Annotated in this window: 10 protein-coding genes and 1 tRNA gene; 10 read left to right on the forward strand and 1 reads right to left on the reverse strand. The window is 69.4% G+C overall.

The genetic code is table 11. The features are described 5' to 3' along the window. The first annotated feature begins 89 nt into the window (after positions 1–89). Positions 90–165 (forward strand) — tRNA-Thr (locus tag GXP76_RS24415). Positions 166–219: 54 nt separating this feature from the next. Here the strand turns inward: GXP76_RS24415 and GXP76_RS24420 are convergent. After that, complete coding sequence (locus GXP76_RS24420) at positions 220–2,871, reverse strand: SpoIIE family protein phosphatase (protein WP_242573733.1); 2,652 nt, start codon at positions 2,869–2,871, stop codon at positions 220–222. 281 nt (positions 2,872–3,152) lie between these two features. Here GXP76_RS24420 and GXP76_RS24425 point away from each other — a divergent pair, with 281 nt between their 5' ends. The 9 genes from GXP76_RS24425 (at position 3,153) to GXP76_RS24465 (ending at position 17,948) form a co-directional block, all read left to right on the forward strand. Beyond that, entirely contained in the window at positions 3,153–8,711 is a 5,559-nt protein-coding gene (locus tag GXP76_RS24425) for a HAMP domain-containing protein (protein WP_242573734.1), read from the forward strand. 280 nt (positions 8,712–8,991) lie between these two features. Continuing rightward, entirely contained in the window at positions 8,992–9,657 is a 666-nt protein-coding gene (locus GXP76_RS24430; protein ID WP_242573735.1) for a two-component system response regulator, read from the forward strand. A gap of 207 nt (positions 9,658–9,864) precedes the next feature. Next, positions 9,865–12,774, forward strand: a complete 2,910-nt coding sequence (locus GXP76_RS24435) for a DNA translocase FtsK (protein WP_242573736.1) — start codon at positions 9,865–9,867, stop codon at positions 12,772–12,774. Between the two features lie 210 nt (positions 12,775–12,984). Then, entirely contained in the window at positions 12,985–13,836 is an 852-nt protein-coding gene (locus GXP76_RS24440) for a helix-turn-helix domain-containing protein (protein ID WP_374362374.1), read from the forward strand. Positions 13,837–14,010: 174 nt separating this feature from the next. Beyond that, entirely contained in the window at positions 14,011–15,543 is a 1,533-nt protein-coding gene (rimO, locus tag GXP76_RS24445) for a 30S ribosomal protein S12 methylthiotransferase RimO (RefSeq protein ID WP_242573738.1), read from the forward strand. After that, positions 15,540–16,205, forward strand: a complete 666-nt coding sequence (pgsA, locus tag GXP76_RS24450) for a CDP-diacylglycerol--glycerol-3-phosphate 3-phosphatidyltransferase (protein WP_242573739.1) — start codon at positions 15,540–15,542, stop codon at positions 16,203–16,205. The genes rimO and pgsA overlap by 4 nt, the downstream gene beginning before the upstream one ends. 5 nt (positions 16,206–16,210) lie before the next feature. Next, a complete protein-coding gene (locus tag GXP76_RS24455) occupies positions 16,211–16,783 on the forward strand; it encodes a CinA family protein (protein ID WP_277993766.1) in 573 nt (190 codons plus the stop codon). Between the two features lie 109 nt (positions 16,784–16,892). Further along, positions 16,893–17,276, forward strand: a complete 384-nt coding sequence (locus GXP76_RS24460) for a helix-turn-helix domain-containing protein (RefSeq protein ID WP_242573740.1) — start codon at positions 16,893–16,895, stop codon at positions 17,274–17,276. Positions 17,277–17,474: 198 nt separating this feature from the next. Next, complete coding sequence (locus tag GXP76_RS24465; protein WP_242573741.1) at positions 17,475–17,948, forward strand: Dps family protein; 474 nt, start codon at positions 17,475–17,477, stop codon at positions 17,946–17,948. Positions 17,949–18,170: the final 222 nt, after the last annotated feature.

Consider the following 18,170-nt stretch of genomic DNA (forward strand, 5'->3'; position numbering starts at 1 on the left):
CCTGCGTTCAGGGTCGGGTCGGTACTCGTCTCGCGCCGGCGGTTTCCCGTACGCCCCCGCTTCGGGTATGATCTCTCTGTCGTTGCCGCGCCCCAATAGCTCAGTCGGTAGAGCGTCTCCATGGTAAGGAGAAGGTCTACGGTTCGATTCCGTATTGGGGCTCCAGCACGAAGAAGAAGGGCCCCGCCTGATGGCGGGGCCCTTCTTCGTTTCCACCCGTCAGTTCTTCTGCGGCTCCGGTACGCGCATCGCCAGGATCGCCATGTCGTCCGACGCAGGCTCCGCCGCGAACCTCTCCACCGCGCGCAGCACGCGCGAGGCGACCGCTCCGGCCGTGAGGCCCGTACAGCCCGTCAGTACGTCGACGAGACCGTCGTCGCCCAGCATCCGCGTGCCCTCGCGGCGTTCGGTGACGCCGTCGGTGACACAGAGGAGGACGTCGCCCGGGTCGAGGGTGACCATCTGCTCGTACAGCTCCAGGTCGTCCATGACCCCGAGCAGCGGCTGCGGGTCCGCGGCCGCCTCCACGCTGCCGTCCTGGCGCAGACGCAGCGGCAGCGGATGGCCCGCGCACACCACTTTGAGGACGGCGCTGCCGTCCTCCTGAGGCCACAACTCCCCGTAGAGCAGCGTCAGGAAGCGGCTGCGGGCGCCCTCGTCGAGGATCGCCGCGTTCAGGCGCTCCAGGACGGCCGGGCCGCTGAACCCCTCGCGGGCGAGGAGCCGGAGCGCGTGCCGGGCGAGACCGGTCACCGCGGCGGCTTCCGGGCCCGTGCCGCAGACGTCGCCGATGGCGAAGCCGTACGCGCCGTCACGGATCGGGAAGAGGTCGTAGAAGTCGCCGCCGACCTCGTTGCCTTCGCCTGCCGCGCGGTAGATGACCTCGACCTCGACGTTGGGCACCTGGGGCAGTTCCGGCGGCAGCAGGCTGCGCTGGAGCGACTGGCTGATGGCCATGCGCTCCGAGTAGAGGCGGGCGTTGTCGAGGGCGAGTGCCGCCCGGCGGGACAAGTCCTCGGCCAGTTCCAGGATTTCCTGGCGGAAGTGGTCGTCCGACGGCTTGCCGAGGGTGAGCATGCCGATCACTCGGTTGCGCGCGACGAGGGGCAGTACGACGGTCTCTCCGCCAACTGCCGCTGCTGTCGCGAGTGTTGTGCCGATTCCGGAGGAGACGGGCGTGGAGGCCCCTCCCAGCTCCCTCATGGAGGTACGGAGCGCGGCCTGGTGCGCGGCGTCGGCCGGGCCGGTCCAGACGCGGGCGCCCGGGGTCGGGACCGGATCCGGCGGATCGATCTTCGAGAGAAGCGCCTTCAGGCCGTCGATGCGCTCCTCGTCCTCGTGCAACACGTAGGAGAGGTAAGGGTCCGAAGCCTGGTCGGCGATGGTGTAGACGGCGCACCAGGTCGCGAGGGTGGGCACCGTCATCTGGGCCATCAGCGCCAGCGTCTGGTCGCGGTCGAGGGTGCCCGCCAGCAGGTCCGAGGCCTCGACGAGGAAGGAGAGCGAGCCGCGCCGGAGACGTTCGAGTTCACCGAGACGGGCCGACTCGACGGCCAGCGCGATGCGGTCGGCGGCGAACTGGAGCCGCAGGGCCTCCTCGTTGGAGTACCGGCCGGCCGATTCGGCGGCGACACCGAGCGAACCCGTGAGCCGGCCCTCGACCTTGAGGGGGACGGTGACGACCGAGCGCATGCCGGTGCCGTTGAGGAGCGGCACGGCGCCGGGCACGATGGCCAGGTCCTCGTGGACGGCGGGCATCCGGGCGGAGCCGTACCGCCCCGTGCCGGCCTCCACCGGGACGCGCGCGAAGCGCTGTCGGGCCGAGGGGAGGCCGGTGGTGGCCCGTACCTCCAGCTCAGTCTCGTCGTCGGTGGCGAGCAGGAGGAAGGCGGAGTCGCTTTCGAGCATGTCGCGGGCGCGCTCGACGGTGCGCTGGAGCAGGCCGTCGAGGTCCTCCGGGGCGGGGGAGCCGATGAAGACCTCGAAGGGGTCCACGGTGCGGCTCTCGGCGCCCGCCTCGGTCGCGGGGGCGCGCTGCGGGGTCTGGATGACGGCGCGCTCGTCGTCGCGTACGAGGAGGCAGACGGTGGACGGCTCGCCGTGGGTGTCGCGCACGCGTAGGTGCGAGGCGTAGACGGGGATGACCCGGCCGTCGCTGCCCCGGATGCCGTAACTGCCCTCCCAGCGCGAGAGAAGCAGCGCCTCGACGATGCCGGTGCCGATGCCCGGCGTGTGCGGCCAGGCGGCGAAGTCCGTGAGGGGTTTGCCGACGACCTGGTCGGCCGGATAGCCGAATAGGTGTTCCGCGTCCTCGTTCCAGGTTGACACGGCGCCGGTTCTGTCGATCTGGACGACGGCGACCCTGACCCGTTCGTCGGTGACGGGGAGGAGCGCGTTCGGGATGACGGGGCCTGCGGACCGGGCGCCCACGGGACGGTCTGGCAGGTCGAGCTGGAACCAGACCTGTTTGTGCGTCGGTGTGTAGTCGACGCCCCAGCGGGACGCCAGCGCCGCGCAGAGGAGCAGTCCCCGGCCGTTCTCCCGGTCGGGGCTGCCCAGCGACAGTCCCGTGCCCTGCATCGGGATCTCGCGTTCGGGGTAGCGGTCGGAGACCTCGACGCGTACGCCGTCCCCCGTACGGAGACAGAGCACGTCCGCCGACGTGCCGGCGTGGATGACGGCGTTGGTGACGAGTTCGCTGGTGAGAACGACGGCGTCGTCGACGACGTCCGAATATCCCCACCCCTGGAGCGTGTCCCGGACAAAGGCGCGGGCGGTCGCGACGGACCGCCCGACAGGGTCGAAGCTGGCAGCCGCCCGCGCGGTGATCACAGAACTCCTCGTACGCGTCTCGACGCCCGGCTCCGCCATGATTCGGCCCCGCCCTCCCGGTGCCCGGTGGTAGTACGTTCGCCAGGCCGCCCCCGCCGGGCGGACGGGGACGGTTGGACAGCCGGATGCCAGGTTACTTACCTTCGCTGCGAGGGCGGATGCCGGTTGCCACTGTTTCCGCCTACCGGGGGTGGGGACGCTATGCGAAGCTGCCGAACTGTTATCGCCAGGTTCGGCCGTGGTGAAACACTGGGCAAGATTCCAGAGACAGCCTGAACAACACTCTGAGCAGTACGGTCAACCCCCGCGGGAGGGACACGGTGGAGTCTGGCGTGGCGGCGCGTGGCAACAGCACGCGCGCGAAGGGCGGACGGTCCCGGAACAACGGGGCCACCGAGGTCGATGCGGCGGCTCTGAACAGACTGCTGACGGCCCTGGTGGCGATGCGGGACGGTAACTTCCGTAAACGCCTGACCGTCTCCGGTGACGATGTGATGGCGGAGATCGCCGCCGTCTTCAACGAGGTGGCGGACCGGAACCTGCACCTCACGGGCGAGCTGGCCCGCGTACGGCGCATGGTCGGACGGGAGGGAAAGCTCACCGAGCGGCTGGAGACGGGCGCCTGCGAGGGGTCCTGGGCCACCGCCATCGACGCGTCGAACGCGCTGGTGGACGATCTGGCGCGCCCCGTCTCCGAGGTCGGGCGGGTGCTGTCCGCGGTCGCCGAGGGCGACCTAGAGCAGCGGATGGAGCTGCGTTCGCACTTCACCGAGGGGACGGCGGGGACGGAGCGCCCGCTGCGCGGCGAGTTCCTGAAGGTGGCCCGTACCGTCAACAGCCTGGTCGACCAGCTGTCCGCGTTCACCGACGAGGTGACCCGCGTGGCGCTTGAGGTCGGTACCGAGGGCAAGCTCGGCGGTCAGGCCAAAGTGCGTGGAATGTCGGGTTCGTGGAAGGATCTCACGGACTCCGTCAACACGATGGCGTACCGGCTCACCGCTCAGGTACGTGACATTGCTCTCGTCACGACGGCCGTCGCCAAGGGTGATCTGTCGCGCAAGGTCACCGTGCACGTGGCCGGCGAGATGCTTCAGCTGAAGAACACCGTCAACACGATGGTGGACCAGCTGTCCTCGTTCTCCTCCGAGGTGACCCGCGTGGCCCGGGAGGTGGGCACCGAGGGTGAACTGGGCGGCCAGGCGACCGTGCCCGGTGTCGCCGGTGTGTGGAAGGACCTCACCGATTCGGTGAACACGATGGCCGGCAACCTGACGAGTCAGGTGCGCGGCATCGCCGAGGTCACCACCGCCGTCGCGAACGGCGACCTTTCCCAGAAGGTCACGGTGAGCGCCCGCGGCGAGGTCGCGCAGCTCGCCGAGACGATCAACCAGATGACCGAGACGCTGCGCACGTTCGCCGACGAGGTGACCCGTGTGGCCAGCGAGGTCGGCGGATCGGGTGTGCTGGGCGGCCAGGCGCAGGTGCCGGGCGCGGCGGGCACCTGGAAGGACCTGACGGACTCCGTCAACACCGTCTTCCGGAATCTGACCACCCAGGTGCGCGACATCGCCCAGGTGACGACAGCCGTGGCGAACGGCGATCTTTCCCAGAAGGTCACCGTCGACGTGGCCGGCGAGATGCTCGAACTCAAGAACACCGTCAACACCATGGTGCGCCAGCTCAATTCGTTCGGCTCCGAGGTGACACGGGTCGCGCGTGAGGTCGGCGTGGAGGGCCAGTTGGGCGGCCAGGCCGAGGTGCCGGGCGCGGCGGGTACGTGGAAGGACCTCACCGACTCCGTCAACACCGCGTTCCGCAACCTCACCGGCCAGGTGCGGGACATCGCCCAGGTGACGACGGCCGTCGCGAACGGTGACCTTTCCCAGAAGGTCACCGTCGACGTCGCGGGCGAGATGCTCGAACTGAAGAACACCGTCAACACGATGGTGGCGCAGCTGTCGTCGTTCGCGGACCAGGTGACGCGGATGGCGCGTGACGTGGGTACGGAGGGCAGGCTGGGCGGTCAGGCGCGGGTGGACGGCGTCTCCGGTACCTGGAAGGAACTGACCGACTCCGTCAACTTCATGGCCGGCAACCTGACCGACCAGGTGCGGCAGATCGCCCAGGTGACCACGGCCGTGGCGCGGGGCGACCTGTCGCAGAAGATCGACGTGGACGCCCGGGGCGAGATCCTGGAGCTGAAGAACACCATCAACACGATGGTCGACCAGCTCTCGGCCTTCGCCGAACAGGTCACGCGCGTGGCCCGCGAGGTGGGCACCGACGGCAGGCTGGGCGGCCAGGCGCAGGTTCCGGGCGTCGCGGGTGTCTGGCGCGATCTGACCGACTCCGTGAACGGCATGGCGGGGAACCTGACCTCCCAGGTCCGTAACATCGCCCAGGTCGCCACGGCGGTGGCGCGCGGTGACCTGTCGCAGAAGATCGACGTGGACGCGCGCGGCGAGATCCTGGAGCTGAAGAACACCCTCAACACGATGGTGGACCAGCTGTCGAACTTCGCCGAGCAGGTGACCCGGGTCGCCCGCGAGGTCGGTACGGAGGGCATGCTCGGCGGCCAGGCCGAGGTGCAGGGGGTCTCGGGCACCTGGAAGGACCTCACCCAGTCCGTCAACTTCATGGCGAACAACCTGACTTCGCAGGTGCGCAACATCGCCGAGGTCACCACCGCCGTCGCCAAGGGTGACCTGTCGAAGAAGATCACGGTCGACGCCAAGGGCGAGATCCTCGACCTCGTCACCACGGTCAACACGATGGTGGACCAGTTGTCGAACTTCGCCGACGAGGTGACGCGAGTCGCCCGCGAGGTGGGCACGGAGGGCATCCTCGGCGGCCAGGCCCGGGTGCGCGGCGTCACCGGCATCTGGAAGGACCTCAGCGACAACGTCAACACGATGGCCAACAACCTGACGAGTCAGGTGCGGAACATCTCGCGCGTCTCCTCGGCCGTGGCCAACGGCGACCTCACCAAGAAGGTGACGGTCGAGGCGCGCGGCGAGGTCGCCGAACTGGCCGACACCGTCAACATCATGGTGACGACGCTCTCCTCGTTCGCCGACGAGGTGACGCGAGTCGCCCGCGAGGTGGGCACCGAGGGCGAACTCGGCGGTCAGGCGCGTGTCCCGGGCGTCTCCGGTACGTGGAAGGACCTCACCGAGTCGGTGAACTCGATGGCGTCCAACCTCACGGGGCAGGTGCGCCAGATCGCCACGGTCACCACGGCCATCGCCAAGGGCGACCTCACCAAGAAGATCGACATCGATGCCCGGGGTGAGATCCAGGAACTGAAGAACACCATCAACACCATGGTCGATCAGCTCTCGTCGTTCGCCGAGCAGGTCACCCGGGTGGCCCGCGAGGTGGGTACGGACGGGCAACTGGGCGGCCAGGCCCGGGTCAGGGACGTCGACGGCACCTGGCGCGACCTCACCGAGTCGGTGAACGAGATGGCAGGCAACCTGACCCGTCAGGTGCGGGCGATCGCCGCCGTCGCCACCGCGGTGACCCGCGGTGATCTGAACCTGAAGATCGACGTCGACGCCGCGGGCGAGATCCAGGTCCTCCAGGACAACATCAACACCATGATCGCCAACCTGCGCGACACCACCCTCGCCAACGAGGAGCAGGACTGGCTCAAGGGCAACCTGGCCCGGATCTCCGGTCTGATGCAGGGCCGCCGCGATCTCGACGACGTGGCCTCGCTGATCATGAGCGAGCTGACCCCGGTGGTCTCGGCGCAGCACGGCGCGTTCTTCCTCGCCATGCCGACCGGCACCGCCTCCGAGCTGGGGACGGGCGGGCGCGACGGCTCGTACGAGCTGTGCATGCGCGGCAGTTACGGGTACTCGGCCGGCTCGATGCCGACCGCCTTCCGGCCCGGTGAGACGCTCATCGGTACGGCGGCCGAGGAGAAGCGCACGATCCAGGTCAACGTTCCGCCGGGCTATCTCAAGATCTCCTCGGGGCTCGGCGAGGCGTCACCGGCGTACGTGATCGTGCTGCCGGTGCTGTTCGAGGGCAAGGTCCTCGGTGTGATCGAGCTGGCGTCGTTCCAGCCCTTCACCCAGATCCAGCGGGACTTCCTCAACCAGATCGCGGAGATGATCGCGACGAGCGTCAACACCATCAGCGTCAACACCAAGACCGAGGTGCTCCTCAAGCAGTCGCAGGAGTTGACGGAGCAGCTGCGGGAGCGCTCGGCGGAGCTGGAGAACCGGCAGAAGGCGCTCCAGTCGTCCAACGCCGAGCTGGAGGAGAAGGCGGAGCTGCTGGCCCGTCAGAACCGCGACATCGAGGTGAAGAACACCGAGATCGAAGAGGCGCGGCAGGTGCTGGAGGAGCGGGCCGAACAGCTCGCCGTCTCGATGCGCTACAAGTCCGAGTTCCTGGCGAACATGTCGCACGAGCTGCGTACGCCGCTGAACTCGCTGCTCATCCTGGCGAAGCTGCTCGCGGACAACGCGGAGATGAACCTCTCACCGAAGCAGGTGGAGTTCGCCGAGACGATCCACGGCGCGGGCTCGGACCTGCTCCAGCTGATCAACGACATCCTCGATCTGTCGAAGGTCGAGGCGGGCAAGATGGACGTCAGCCCGACGCGGATCGCGCTCGTGCAGCTCGTGGACTACGTCGAGGCGACGTTCCGGCCCCTGACGGCGGAGAAGGGCCTCGACTTCTCCGTACGGGTCTCCCCGGAGCTGCCGGCGACGCTGCACACGGACGAGCAGCGGCTGCTCCAGGTGCTGCGCAACCTGCTGTCCAACGCGGTGAAGTTCACCGACACGGGCGCCGTGGAGCTGGTGATCCGGCCCGCCGGGGCGGATGTGCCCAACGCGATCAGGGAGCAGCTGCTGGAGGCCGGTTCGCTGCGTGACGCGGACGCCGATCTGATCGCCTTCTCGGTCACCGACACCGGTATCGGGATCGCGGCGAGCAAGATGCGGGTGATCTTCGAGGCGTTCAAGCAGGCGGACGGTACGACGAGCCGTAAGTACGGAGGTACGGGTCTGGGCCTGTCCATCAGCCGGGAGATCGCCCGGCTGCTCGGCGGCGAGATCCACGCGGCGAGCGAGCCGGGCCGCGGCTCGACGTTCACGCTGTATCTGCCGCTGCACGCCAGTGAACTGCCCCCGCAGGGCTACCCGCAGCTGACGCCGGGCATCGAGCCGCAGCGCGGCGGCGGTGGCTTCGCGGGCCTGTCGTCGGAGCAGGCGCGGCTTGACCGGCCCGCGGCGCCGTCGGAGGCCCGTACGGGGCCCGCCGCGCTGTTCCGGCGCCGCCGCAAGGCTCTCGGCGGTCCGGAGCAGCTGAACTCGCTCTCGGGGCGGCCCGGGGGCCCGGGAGGCCCGTCCGGCGGGACGCAGGACGGCGGGAACGGTTCGGCGGCCTCTGCCAACGGCGCGCGGGCGTCGGCCGGTTCGGGTGCCGGCGAGGCGTGGGGGGCCGACGGGCAGGACGCCCAGGAGGAGCGGCGTACGTTCTCGTTCGGCGGCGAGAAGGTGCTGATCGTGGACGACGACATCCGCAACGTCTTCGCGCTGACCAGCGTCCTCGAACAGTACGGTCTGTCGGTGCTGTACGCCGAGAACGGCCGTGAGGGCATCGAGGTGTTGGAGCAGCACGACGATGTGACCCTGGTGCTGATGGACATCATGATGCCGGAGATGGACGGGTACGCGACGACCACGGCGATCCGCAGGATGCCGCAGTTCGCCGGGTTGCCGATCATCGCGCTCACCGCGAAGGCGATGAAGGGCGACCGGGAGAAGGCGATCGATTCCGGTGCTTCTGACTATGTGACAAAGCCGGTCGATCCCGATCATCTTCTGTCGGTGATGGAGCAGTGGATGCACGAGAAGTGACACGACAGCGCCGCCGGACGACGGTTTCGGAAGCGTCCGGCGGTTGTGCGAACCTGTGGAAGAAGGTGAGTTCCTGTGGTCGATCACGTGTGGACCGCAGGTATTCGGGGAACCTTTCGAGCTCCTGTGACGTTTTTGCTACGTGCACAGTGACATCGCGGTGACAGGGTGTGGCGACAGGCGGGGTGCGGCTACCATGACCGGCACAAGGACGGACGGCGTAAGGGAGTCGTCCTCTGGGGCGGCGCCCGGTGCACAGCCGGGACGAGGAGGGCGGGCCATGGTGCAGAAGGCCAAGATCCTCCTGGTCGATGACCGGCCGGAGAATCTGCTGGCGCTGGAGGCCATCCTCTCCGCGCTCGATCAGACGCTGGTGCGGGCATCGTCAGGGGAGGAAGCGCTCAAGGCGCTGCTGACGGACGACTTCGCGGTCATTCTGCTCGACGTCCAGATGCCCGGGATGGACGGGTTCGAGACCGCCGCGCACATCAAGAGGCGCGAGCGGACGCGGGACATCCCGATCATCTTCCTCACGGCCATCAACCACGGCCCCCACCACACCTTCCGGGGCTACGCCGCCGGCGCGGTGGACTACATCTCCAAGCCGTTCGACCCGTGGGTGCTGCGCGCGAAGGTCTCGGTGTTCGTCGAGCTGTACATGAAGAACTGTCAGTTGAAGGAGCAGGCCGAGCTGCTGCGACTGCAACTGGCCGGCGCCGGCGAGGTGAAGGAACCGGCCGGTCTCCTGGCCGAGCTGTCCGCCCGGCTCGCCGCTGTCGAGGAGCAGGCCGAAGCGCTCTCCAAGCAGCTGGACGACGACTCCGCGGACGCGGCGGCCGTCGCCACGGCCGCCCATCTGGAGCGCAAACTGACCGGACTGCGCCGGGCGCTGGACGCGCTGGAGCCGGGCAGCGGAGGCGGGTCGCCGCTCCCCGCACCGAACTGACCGGGTGCGCCCCGGGCCTCAACGGCCTGTGGGCGGCCCGTTTTCCACCTCCGGGCGATACGGGCCCGCGTCCTGCCCCGTGGTCTGCCCACGTTCCGGTGTAACTGTTTGAGGGCTCGTCAGTTTCCGGCCCACGACGCACGACACGAACGGGTGAAGCAGTGGGCACACGTGTCCGCCGCCGTTCACACCGGTAACCTCACCCCCATGGCCTCACGTACGTCCGGCAAGGGTTCCCAGGGCACGGCGGGCACCGCGAAACCGCGTGCCGGCCGTCCGAGCGGTGCCGCGAAGAAGGCGGCGCCCGCCGCCAAGGCCGCGGCGAAGAAGACAGCACCTACGAAGAAGCCACCGGTCAAGAAGGTTCCGGCGAAGAAGTCCGCGGCCAAACCCGCGCCCAAACCCGCACCGTCCCCGACGAACGGCGTCTACCGCCTCGTACGCGCCCTGTGGCTCGGACTCGCCCACGGGGTCGGCGCGATGTTCCGCGGCATAGGGAGGGGCGCGAAGGGACTCGACCCCGCGCACCGCAAGGACGGCATCGCCCTGCTGCTGCTCGCCCTCGGGCTGATCGTCGCGGCCGGTACGTGGTCGAACCTGCGCGGCCCGGTCGGCGATCTCGTCAAGATGCTGATCACCGGCGCCTTCGGCCGGCTCGACCTGCTCGTCCCGATACTGCTGGGCGCCGTCGCCGTCCGCCTCATCCTCTATCCGCAGAAGCCCGAGGCCAACGGACGCATCGTCATCGGCCTCTCAGCCCTGGTGATCGGCGTCCTCGGGCTCGTGCACATCGCCTGCGGCTCCCCGGGCCGGGACGCGGGCACCAAGGCGCTCCAGGACGCCGGCGGACTCATCGGCTGGTCCGTGTCCACGCCGCTCATCTTCGCCATGGGCGAGGTCCTCGCCGTACCGATACTGGTCCTGCTCACCGTCTTCGGACTGCTCGTCGTCACGGCGACGCCCGTCAACGCCATCCCGCAGCGGTTGCGGCAGCTCGGCGTCCGCCTCGGCATCATCGGCCCGGCCCCGTCCGACCTCGACGACGAGGAGCGGGAGGGGGAGTACGACAACGACGACGAGCGCTACGACGACCAGTGGCGCGAGGCCCTGCCCGCGCGCGGCCGCCGCTCGACGGCACGGCGGAGCGAGGCGCCCGCCGACTACGACCCGGACCACGCCGAGGTCGAGGCGCTGGCCCGCCGCCGGCGGCCCCGCAGGCAGCCGGTGCAGCCCGCCCCCGACCGGCCCCTGGACGCCGTCGACATCGCCGCCGCGGCAGCCGCCGCGCTGGACGGCGCCGTACTCAACGGGATGCCGCCCTCGCCGATCGTCGCCGACCTCACCCAGGGCGTCTCGGCCGACCGCACCCGGGACGCCGAGAAGGCGCGGCCGGGGGAGCGTACGCGCGGGACGTCCGGCGGCCGGTCCGGCGCGGGAGCCGGCTCCGGTTCGCTCTCGCGTCCCGGCTCGCGGGAGCACTCCGTACCAACGGCGCGCGGGCCGGAGCCGCGCGACAGCGCCGCGGCGCACTCGACGTCCGGCGCCGTGGCCGACCTGACCAAACCCCCGCCCGCACAGGACCGGCCCCTGCCGCCGCGCGCCGAGCAGCTTCAGCTCGCGGGCGACATCACCTACTCCCTGCCCTCCCTGGACCTCCTGGAGCGGGGCGGACCCGGCAAGACCCGCAGCGCCGCCAACGACGCGGTCGTCGACTCGCTGACCAACGTCTTCATGGAGTTCAAGGTCGACGCGACCGTCACCGGCTTCACCCGGGGACCCACCGTCACCCGCTACGAGGTCCAGCTCGGCCCCGCCGTGAAGGTCGAACGCATCACCGCGCTCACCAAGAACATCGCTTACGCCGTCGCCAGCCCCGACGTCAGGATCATCAGCCCCATCCCCGGCAAGTCCGCCGTCGGCATCGAGATCCCGAACTCCGACCGGGAGATGGTCAACCTCGGCGACGTCCTGCGGCTCGCCGACGCCGCCGAGGACGACCACCCGATGCTGGTCGCGCTCGGCAAGAACGTCGAGGGCGGCTACGAGATGGCCAACCTCGCCAAGATGCCGCACCTGCTGGTCGCGGGCGCCACCGGCTCCGGCAAGTCCTCCTGCATCAACTGTCTGATCACCTCGGTGATGGTCCGGGCGACCCCGGAGGACGTCCGTATGGTCCTGGTCGACCCCAAGCGGGTCGAGCTCACGGCGTACGAGGGCATCCCGCACCTGATCACGCCCATCATCACCAACCCCAAACGGGCCGCCGAGGCGCTCCAGTGGGTCGTACGGGAGATGGACCTGCGCTACGACGACCTCGCGGCGTACGGCTACCGCCACATCGACGACTTCAACCAGGCCGTACGGAAGGGCAAGGTCAAGGCCCCGGAGGGCAGCGAGCGCGAGCTGACGCCCTATCCGTACCTGCTGGTGATCGTCGACGAGCTCGCCGACCTGATGATGGTCGCGCCGCGCGACGTCGAGGACGCCATCGTCCGTATCACCCAGTTGGCCCGCGCCGCCGGTATCCACCTGGTGCTTGCCACCCAGCGCCCGTCGGTCGACGTCGTCACCGGTCTGATCAAGGCGAACGTGCCGTCCCGGCTCGCCTTCGCGACCTCCTCGCTCGCCGACAGCCGGGTCATCCTCGACCAGCCCGGCGCCGAGAAGCTGATCGGCAAGGGCGACGGGCTGTTCCTCCCGATGGGCGCCAGCAAGCCGACGCGTATGCAGGGCGCCTTCGTCACGGAGGAAGAAGTCGCGGCCGTCGTCCAGCACTGCAAGGATCAGATGGCCCCCGTCTTCCGGGAAGACGTCGTCGTCGGCACGGCCAAGAAGAAGGACATCGACGAGGACATCGGGGACGACCTCGATCTGCTGTGCCAGGCGGCCGAGTTGGTCGTCTCGACACAGTTCGGCTCGACATCGATGCTTCAGCGGAAGCTGCGAGTGGGTTTCGCCAAAGCGGGCAGACTCATGGACCTGATGGAATCGCGGAACATCGTCGGTCCCAGTGAGGGTTCCAAGGCGCGTGATGTGCTGGTGAAGGCAGACGAGCTGGACGGAGTGCTCGCGGTGATCCGCGGCGAGCCCGCTCCCGAAGGAGCTGACGGGAATTGACGGAACCTGAGGCGATCCGAGAGATATCCGAAGCAACCCTTTTCCCGGGTCGGACGTCAACGTGGAGAGGGAGACACCCCGGTGTCCCGTCGACACGCCGTCCGGCCGTTCAGATGGCGTACAAAGTGCATCCGCCCGGTTGCCCCACCCTTTCGTACCACCCCTAGACTGAACATCCAGCAGGTGGCTACACGCTCGAAAGGCACCCCCGTGTCCATCGGCAACTCCCCCGAAGACGACCAGCCTTCCGCCGTCGACCCCGCTGAGGACGAGCGGCCCGCGACCGACGAGCACAAGCCTTCGGTCGGCCACGTCCTCCAGCAAGCACGCTCCGCCGCAGGTCTCACCGTCGAACAGGTCAGTGCCTCCACCCGGGTGCGCGTTCCCATCGTGCAGGCGATCGAGGAGGACGACTTCTCGCGCTGCGGCGGCGACGTCTACGCGCGCGGTCACATCCGCACGCTGGCGCGCTCGGTCGGGATCGACCCCGAACCCCTTGTCGGACAGTACGACGCCGAGCACGGCGGGCGCCCGTCGCCGACACCCGCCGCCCCGCTGTTCGAGGCCGAGCGCATCCGCCCGGAGCGGCGCCGGCCCAACTGGACGGCCGCCATGGTCGCCGCGATCGTCGCGGTGATCGGCTTCGTCGGCTTCACCATGTTCAACGGTGCCGACGACGGCGAGTCCAAGCGCCTCGCCGAAGGCCCGGCGCCGGAGAAGACGACCTCCGAGCCGAGCACGAAGAAGCCCGCCGACCCCAAGCCCGACCCGTCGGACAGTGCCATCGCCGCGGCGCCGGCCGACAAGGTGACGGTCAAGCTGTCGGCCGTCGAGGACAAGAGCTGGATCTCCGCCAAGTCACCCAGCGGTGAACCGATCTTCGACGGACTGCTCCTCAAGGGCGAGTCCAAGACCTTCCAGCACGACGAGCAGATCGACTTCATCCTCGGCAACGCCGGAGTGATCGACATCTTCGTCAACGGCAAGCAGGTCGACGAGGACTTCAAGCCGGGCCAGGTCGAACGCCCCTCGTACACGAAGGGCGACCCCGAAGCGGGCTGACGCCGCGGCCGGCGCCGGGAGGCGCCGGCGGGCACGGAGCGAGCCCGGGGCGGTGCGGAGCGGCACACCGGCGAGGTGCGTGGGGAGGCCTCCCGGATGCGCCCGACCGCCCCCGGGCCGGGCGGCCAACCCTGAGCGGCAGGAGGAGGGCCCGGACAAAGTAGTCTTGAGCCCATGCCCGAACGCCGTACCGTCGCCCTTGTCACGCTTGGCTGCGCCCGTAACGAGGTGGACTCGGAGGAGCTTGCAGGCCGCTTGGCAGCGGACGGCTGGGAGCTCGTCGAGGAAGCCGCCGACGCGGACGTCGCCGTCGTCAACACCTGCGGCTTCGTCGAAGCCGCCAAGAAGGACTCCGTCGACGCCCTGCTGGAAGCCAACGATCTGAAGGATCACGGCAGAACCCAGGCCGTCGTCGCCGTCGGCTGCATGGCGGAGCGGTACGGCAAGGAGCTCGCGGAATCGCTCCCCGAAGCGGACGGCGTGCTCGGATTCGACGACTACGCCGACATCTCCGACCGCCTCCAGACGATCCTCAACGGCGGTATCCACGCCTCGCACACCCCCCGCGACCGGCGCAAGCTCCTCCCGCTCAGCCCGGCCGACCGGCAGGGCGCCACCGGTGTGGCCCTCCCCGGCCACGGCACCGAAACCGCTCCTCCCACAGAAGCGGTCATCCCGGCGCCCGCCGACCTGCCGCAGGGGATCGCCCCGGCCTCCGGACCGCGCGCCCCCCTGCGCCGCCGCCTCGACAACAGCCCCGTCGCCTCCGTGAAGCTGGCCTCCGGCTGCGACCGCCGCTGCTCCTTCTGCGCCATCCCCTCCTTCAGAGGCTCCTTCATCTCGCGCCGCCCCTCCGACGTGCTGGGCGAGACGCGCTGGCTCGCCGAGCAGGGCGTGAAGGAGGTCATGCTCGTCTCGGAGAACAACACCTCCTACGGCAAGGACCTCGGCGACATCCGCCTCCTGGAGACGCTGCTGCCCGAACTCGCGGCGGTCGACGGGATCGAGCGGGTACGGGTCAGCTACCTCCAGCCCGCCGAGATGCGCCCCGGACTCATCGACGTCCTGACGTCGACACCGGGCGTCGCCCCGTACTTCGACCTGTCCTTCCAGCACTCCGCGCCCGCCGTGCTGCGCGCGATGCGGCGCTTCGGGGACACCGACCGCTTCCTGGAACTGCTGGAGACCATCCGCGGCAAGGCCCCGCACGCCGGTGTGCGCTCCAACTTCATCGTGGGCTTCCCCGGCGAGACCGAGGCCGACTTCGCCGAGCTGGAACGCTTCCTCACCGGTGCGCGGCTCGACGCCGTAGGTGTGTTCGGCTACTCGGACGAGGACGGTACCGAGGCGGCGACGTACGAGAACAAGCTGGACGAGGACGTCGTGGCCGAGCGGCTGGCGCACCTGTCGCGGCTGGCCGACGAGCTGACGTCGCAGCGCGCCGAGGAGCGCCTGGGGGAGACCCTGACGGTGCTCGTGGAGTCCCTCGGGTCCCCGGACGACCTCGACGAGGGCGCCGTGGGCCGGGCCGCCCACCAGGCGCCCGAGACGGACGGCCAGGTGATCTTCACGTCGCGCGAGGGTCTCGTCCCCGGTCGTATGGTCGAGGCGAAGGTGGTCGGCACCGACGGCGTGGACCTGGTGGCGGAGTACTGCGGCTTCACCGGGGACGAGCCCCGGAGCCCCGGTGAGGAGGCAGCCAGATGACCGGAGTCCCGGCATCGGCCGAGGGCGGCCAGGGTAGGCCGGCGCCCGGCGGCAAGCTGGGGGCTGCGGCCGTCAATCAGGCCAGTAACTGGAACATCGCCAACATCCTCACCATGATGCGGCTGGTGCTCGTACCGGCCTTCGTGATGCTGCTGCTCCAGGACGGCGGGTACGACCCGGCCTGGCGCGCCTGGGCGTGGGCCGCGTTCGCCGTGGCCATGATCACCGATGTCTTCGACGGGCATCTGGCCCGTACGTACAACCTGGTCACGGACTTCGGGAAGATCGCCGACCCCATCGCCGACAAGGCGATCATGGCGGCGGGGCTGATCAGTCTCTCCGCCCTCGGAGACCTTCCCTGGTGGGTGACCGGGGTCATTCTCTTCCGTGAGCTCGGGATCACGCTGATGCGGTTCTGGGTGATCCGGCACGGAGTCATTCCGGCCAGCCGCGGCGGCAAGATGAAGACGCTGGCCCAGGGAACGGCGGTCGGCATGTACGTGCTGGCGCTGACGGGGCCGCTCGCGACGCTGCGGTTCTGGGTGATGGGGGTCGCGGTGCTGCTGACCGTGCTGACCGGCCTGGACTACGTGCGCCAGGCGATCGTGCTGCGTCGGCGGCGGCTGGCGGCCGAGCGTGACGGTGCGGAGAGGACTTCGTGACGTCGATGACGCCGGCGACGCCGGTGACGTCCGCCGGGAAGGATGCGGCGGCCGGAGACGTTCTACTGAGGGGTCTGGCGGCCTCGGTGCTCGACGTGCTCGCCCGCCGGGGGAGCACACTCGCCGTCGCGGAGTCGCTGACCGGCGGTCTGGTGGCGGCGGAACTGACATCCGTTCCCGGCGCCTCGCGAGCGCTCCGCGGGGCCGTCACGGCCTACGCGACGGACGTCAAACGCGATGTCCTCGGCGTCGACGGAACACTTCTGGCCGAGCGGGGCGCGGTGGATCCCGAGGTCGCACGGCAGATGGCCGTCGGCGTACGGGGGGTGCTCGCCGCCGACTGGGGCGTCTCGACCACGGGCGTCGCGGGACCGGACCCGCAGGACGGACAGCCGGTCGGCACCGTCTACGTGGCCGTTATCGGTCCGCACGGTGCCGAGAAAGTGAGCGCACTGCGGTTGAACGGTGACCGGGCGGAAATCCGTAGAGAGAGTGTACGGAGCGTGCTGGAACTGCTTTCCGGCGAACTGACCGGGAACGGGCGGACACAGGATACGGAACGGAACGGGGGGACTTGATGTTTGCAGCCCTGAGTGAACACGACATCGCTCCCCGCACGGCCGCAGCGGGAGGCGGTACGGTGGGGCGAGAAGGATGCGGCTACGCGGTCCGAGGAGGGAGCCACCGATGATTCTGCTCCGTCGCCTGCTTGGTGACGTGCTGCGTCGGCAGCGCCAGCGCCAGGGCCGTACTCTGCGCGAAGTCTCCTCGTCCGCCCGAGTCTCGCTCGGCTATCTCTCCGAGGTGGAGCGGGGGCAGAAGGAGGCGTCTTCCGAACTGCTCTCCGCTATCTGCGACGCGCTTGACGTACGGATGTCCGAGCTCATGCGCGAAGTGAGCGACGAACTGTCGTTGGCCGAGCTGGCCGCGTCCGCAGCGGCGAGCGAGCCGGTGCCCGCGGCAGTACGTCCGATGCTCAATTCCGTCTCCGTGACGTCGGTGGCAGGTGTGCCGACGAAGCGGGTGACCATCAAGGCGCCAACAGAAGCGGTGGACGTCGTCGCCGCCTGATGTGTACGGCGTGACCGAGGCCTGAGCCCCGGACGGTCCCAGTGGCCGGCCGGGGCTTCTGCTGTGCCCGGTCCGGTTCCTCCTCCTCGGTCGTTCCCGCGCTGCTGTCCCCAGGACGCCACCATTTTCCCGAAATGAGCCTTTTGGGGTCTTGTGCGAAGGTGGGCATACGTGCGAACGGAACTGGAAGGACGCCCCATGTCTGTCGTCAAGAGCTCACTGCCCGAGGCGGATCTGAAAGTGGTCGGCGAGGCCCTCCAAGGCGCGCTCGTCGATCTGCTCGATCTCTCACTGGTGGCCAAGCAGGTGCACTGGAACATCGTCGGACCGCGCTTCCGGTCCGTACACCTCCAGCTCGACGAGGTCGTCACCACGGCCCGGAACCACTCGGACACCGTGGCGGAACGGGCCGCGGCGATCGGTGTGACCCCGGACGGCCGCGCGGCGACGGTGGCGGCCCAGAGCGCGATCGACACCGTCCCCGACGGCTGGATCAAGGACACGGACGCCGTACGGACGCTGGTGGACGGTCTCAGCGCGGTGATCGTCCGGATGCGGGAGCGGATCGGTGCGACCGACAAGCCCGACCCGGTCACCCAGGACATCCTGATCGGGCTCACGGCCGATCTCGAGAAGCACCACTGGATGTTCCAGGCGGAGAGCGGGGCGTGAACCGGGTCCGGGCGCGGGTTCAGGTGCGGGCACGGCGGGTGCTCCGGTCGGTGTGCGTCGGGGTGTGCCCCGGCGGCGGTCCGATATGCGCCGTGCACGCCTCCCGTGCGCCCTTTCGGCGGATACGCGGGCCGATCTAGCGTCGGTCGGTCTGAGGAGGCGGCCATGGCACGGCGACGGATCCTTCTGCTGGCTCTCGCTCTCGGCGGGCTCTGGTGGTGG

The organism is Streptomyces sp. NP-1717, from assembly GCF_022695985.1.
GTDB lineage: Bacteria > Actinomycetota > Actinomycetes > Streptomycetales > Streptomycetaceae > Streptomyces.

Bases quoted from the DNA above. Each gene is read 5' to 3' on its own strand.
- GXP76_RS24420 (WP_242573733.1), bottom strand. From the start codon at position 2,871: ATGGCGGAGCCGGGCGTCGAGACGCGTACGAGGAGTTCTGTGATCACC.
- GXP76_RS24435 (WP_242573736.1), top strand. From the start codon at position 9,865: ATGGCCTCACGTACGTCCGGCAAGGGTTCCCAGGGCACGGCGGGCACC.
- rimO (WP_242573738.1), top strand. From the start codon at position 14,011: ATGCCCGAACGCCGTACCGTCGCCCTTGTCACGCTTGGCTGCGCCCGT.
- GXP76_RS24455 (WP_277993766.1), top strand. From the start codon at position 16,211: ATGACGCCGGCGACGCCGGTGACGTCCGCCGGGAAGGATGCGGCGGCC.
- pgsA (WP_242573739.1), top strand. From the start codon at position 15,540: ATGACCGGAGTCCCGGCATCGGCCGAGGGCGGCCAGGGTAGGCCGGCG.
- GXP76_RS24460 (WP_242573740.1), top strand. From the start codon at position 16,893: ATGATTCTGCTCCGTCGCCTGCTTGGTGACGTGCTGCGTCGGCAGCGC.
- GXP76_RS24430 (WP_242573735.1), top strand. From the start codon at position 8,992: ATGGTGCAGAAGGCCAAGATCCTCCTGGTCGATGACCGGCCGGAGAAT.
- GXP76_RS24465 (WP_242573741.1), top strand. From the start codon at position 17,475: ATGTCTGTCGTCAAGAGCTCACTGCCCGAGGCGGATCTGAAAGTGGTC.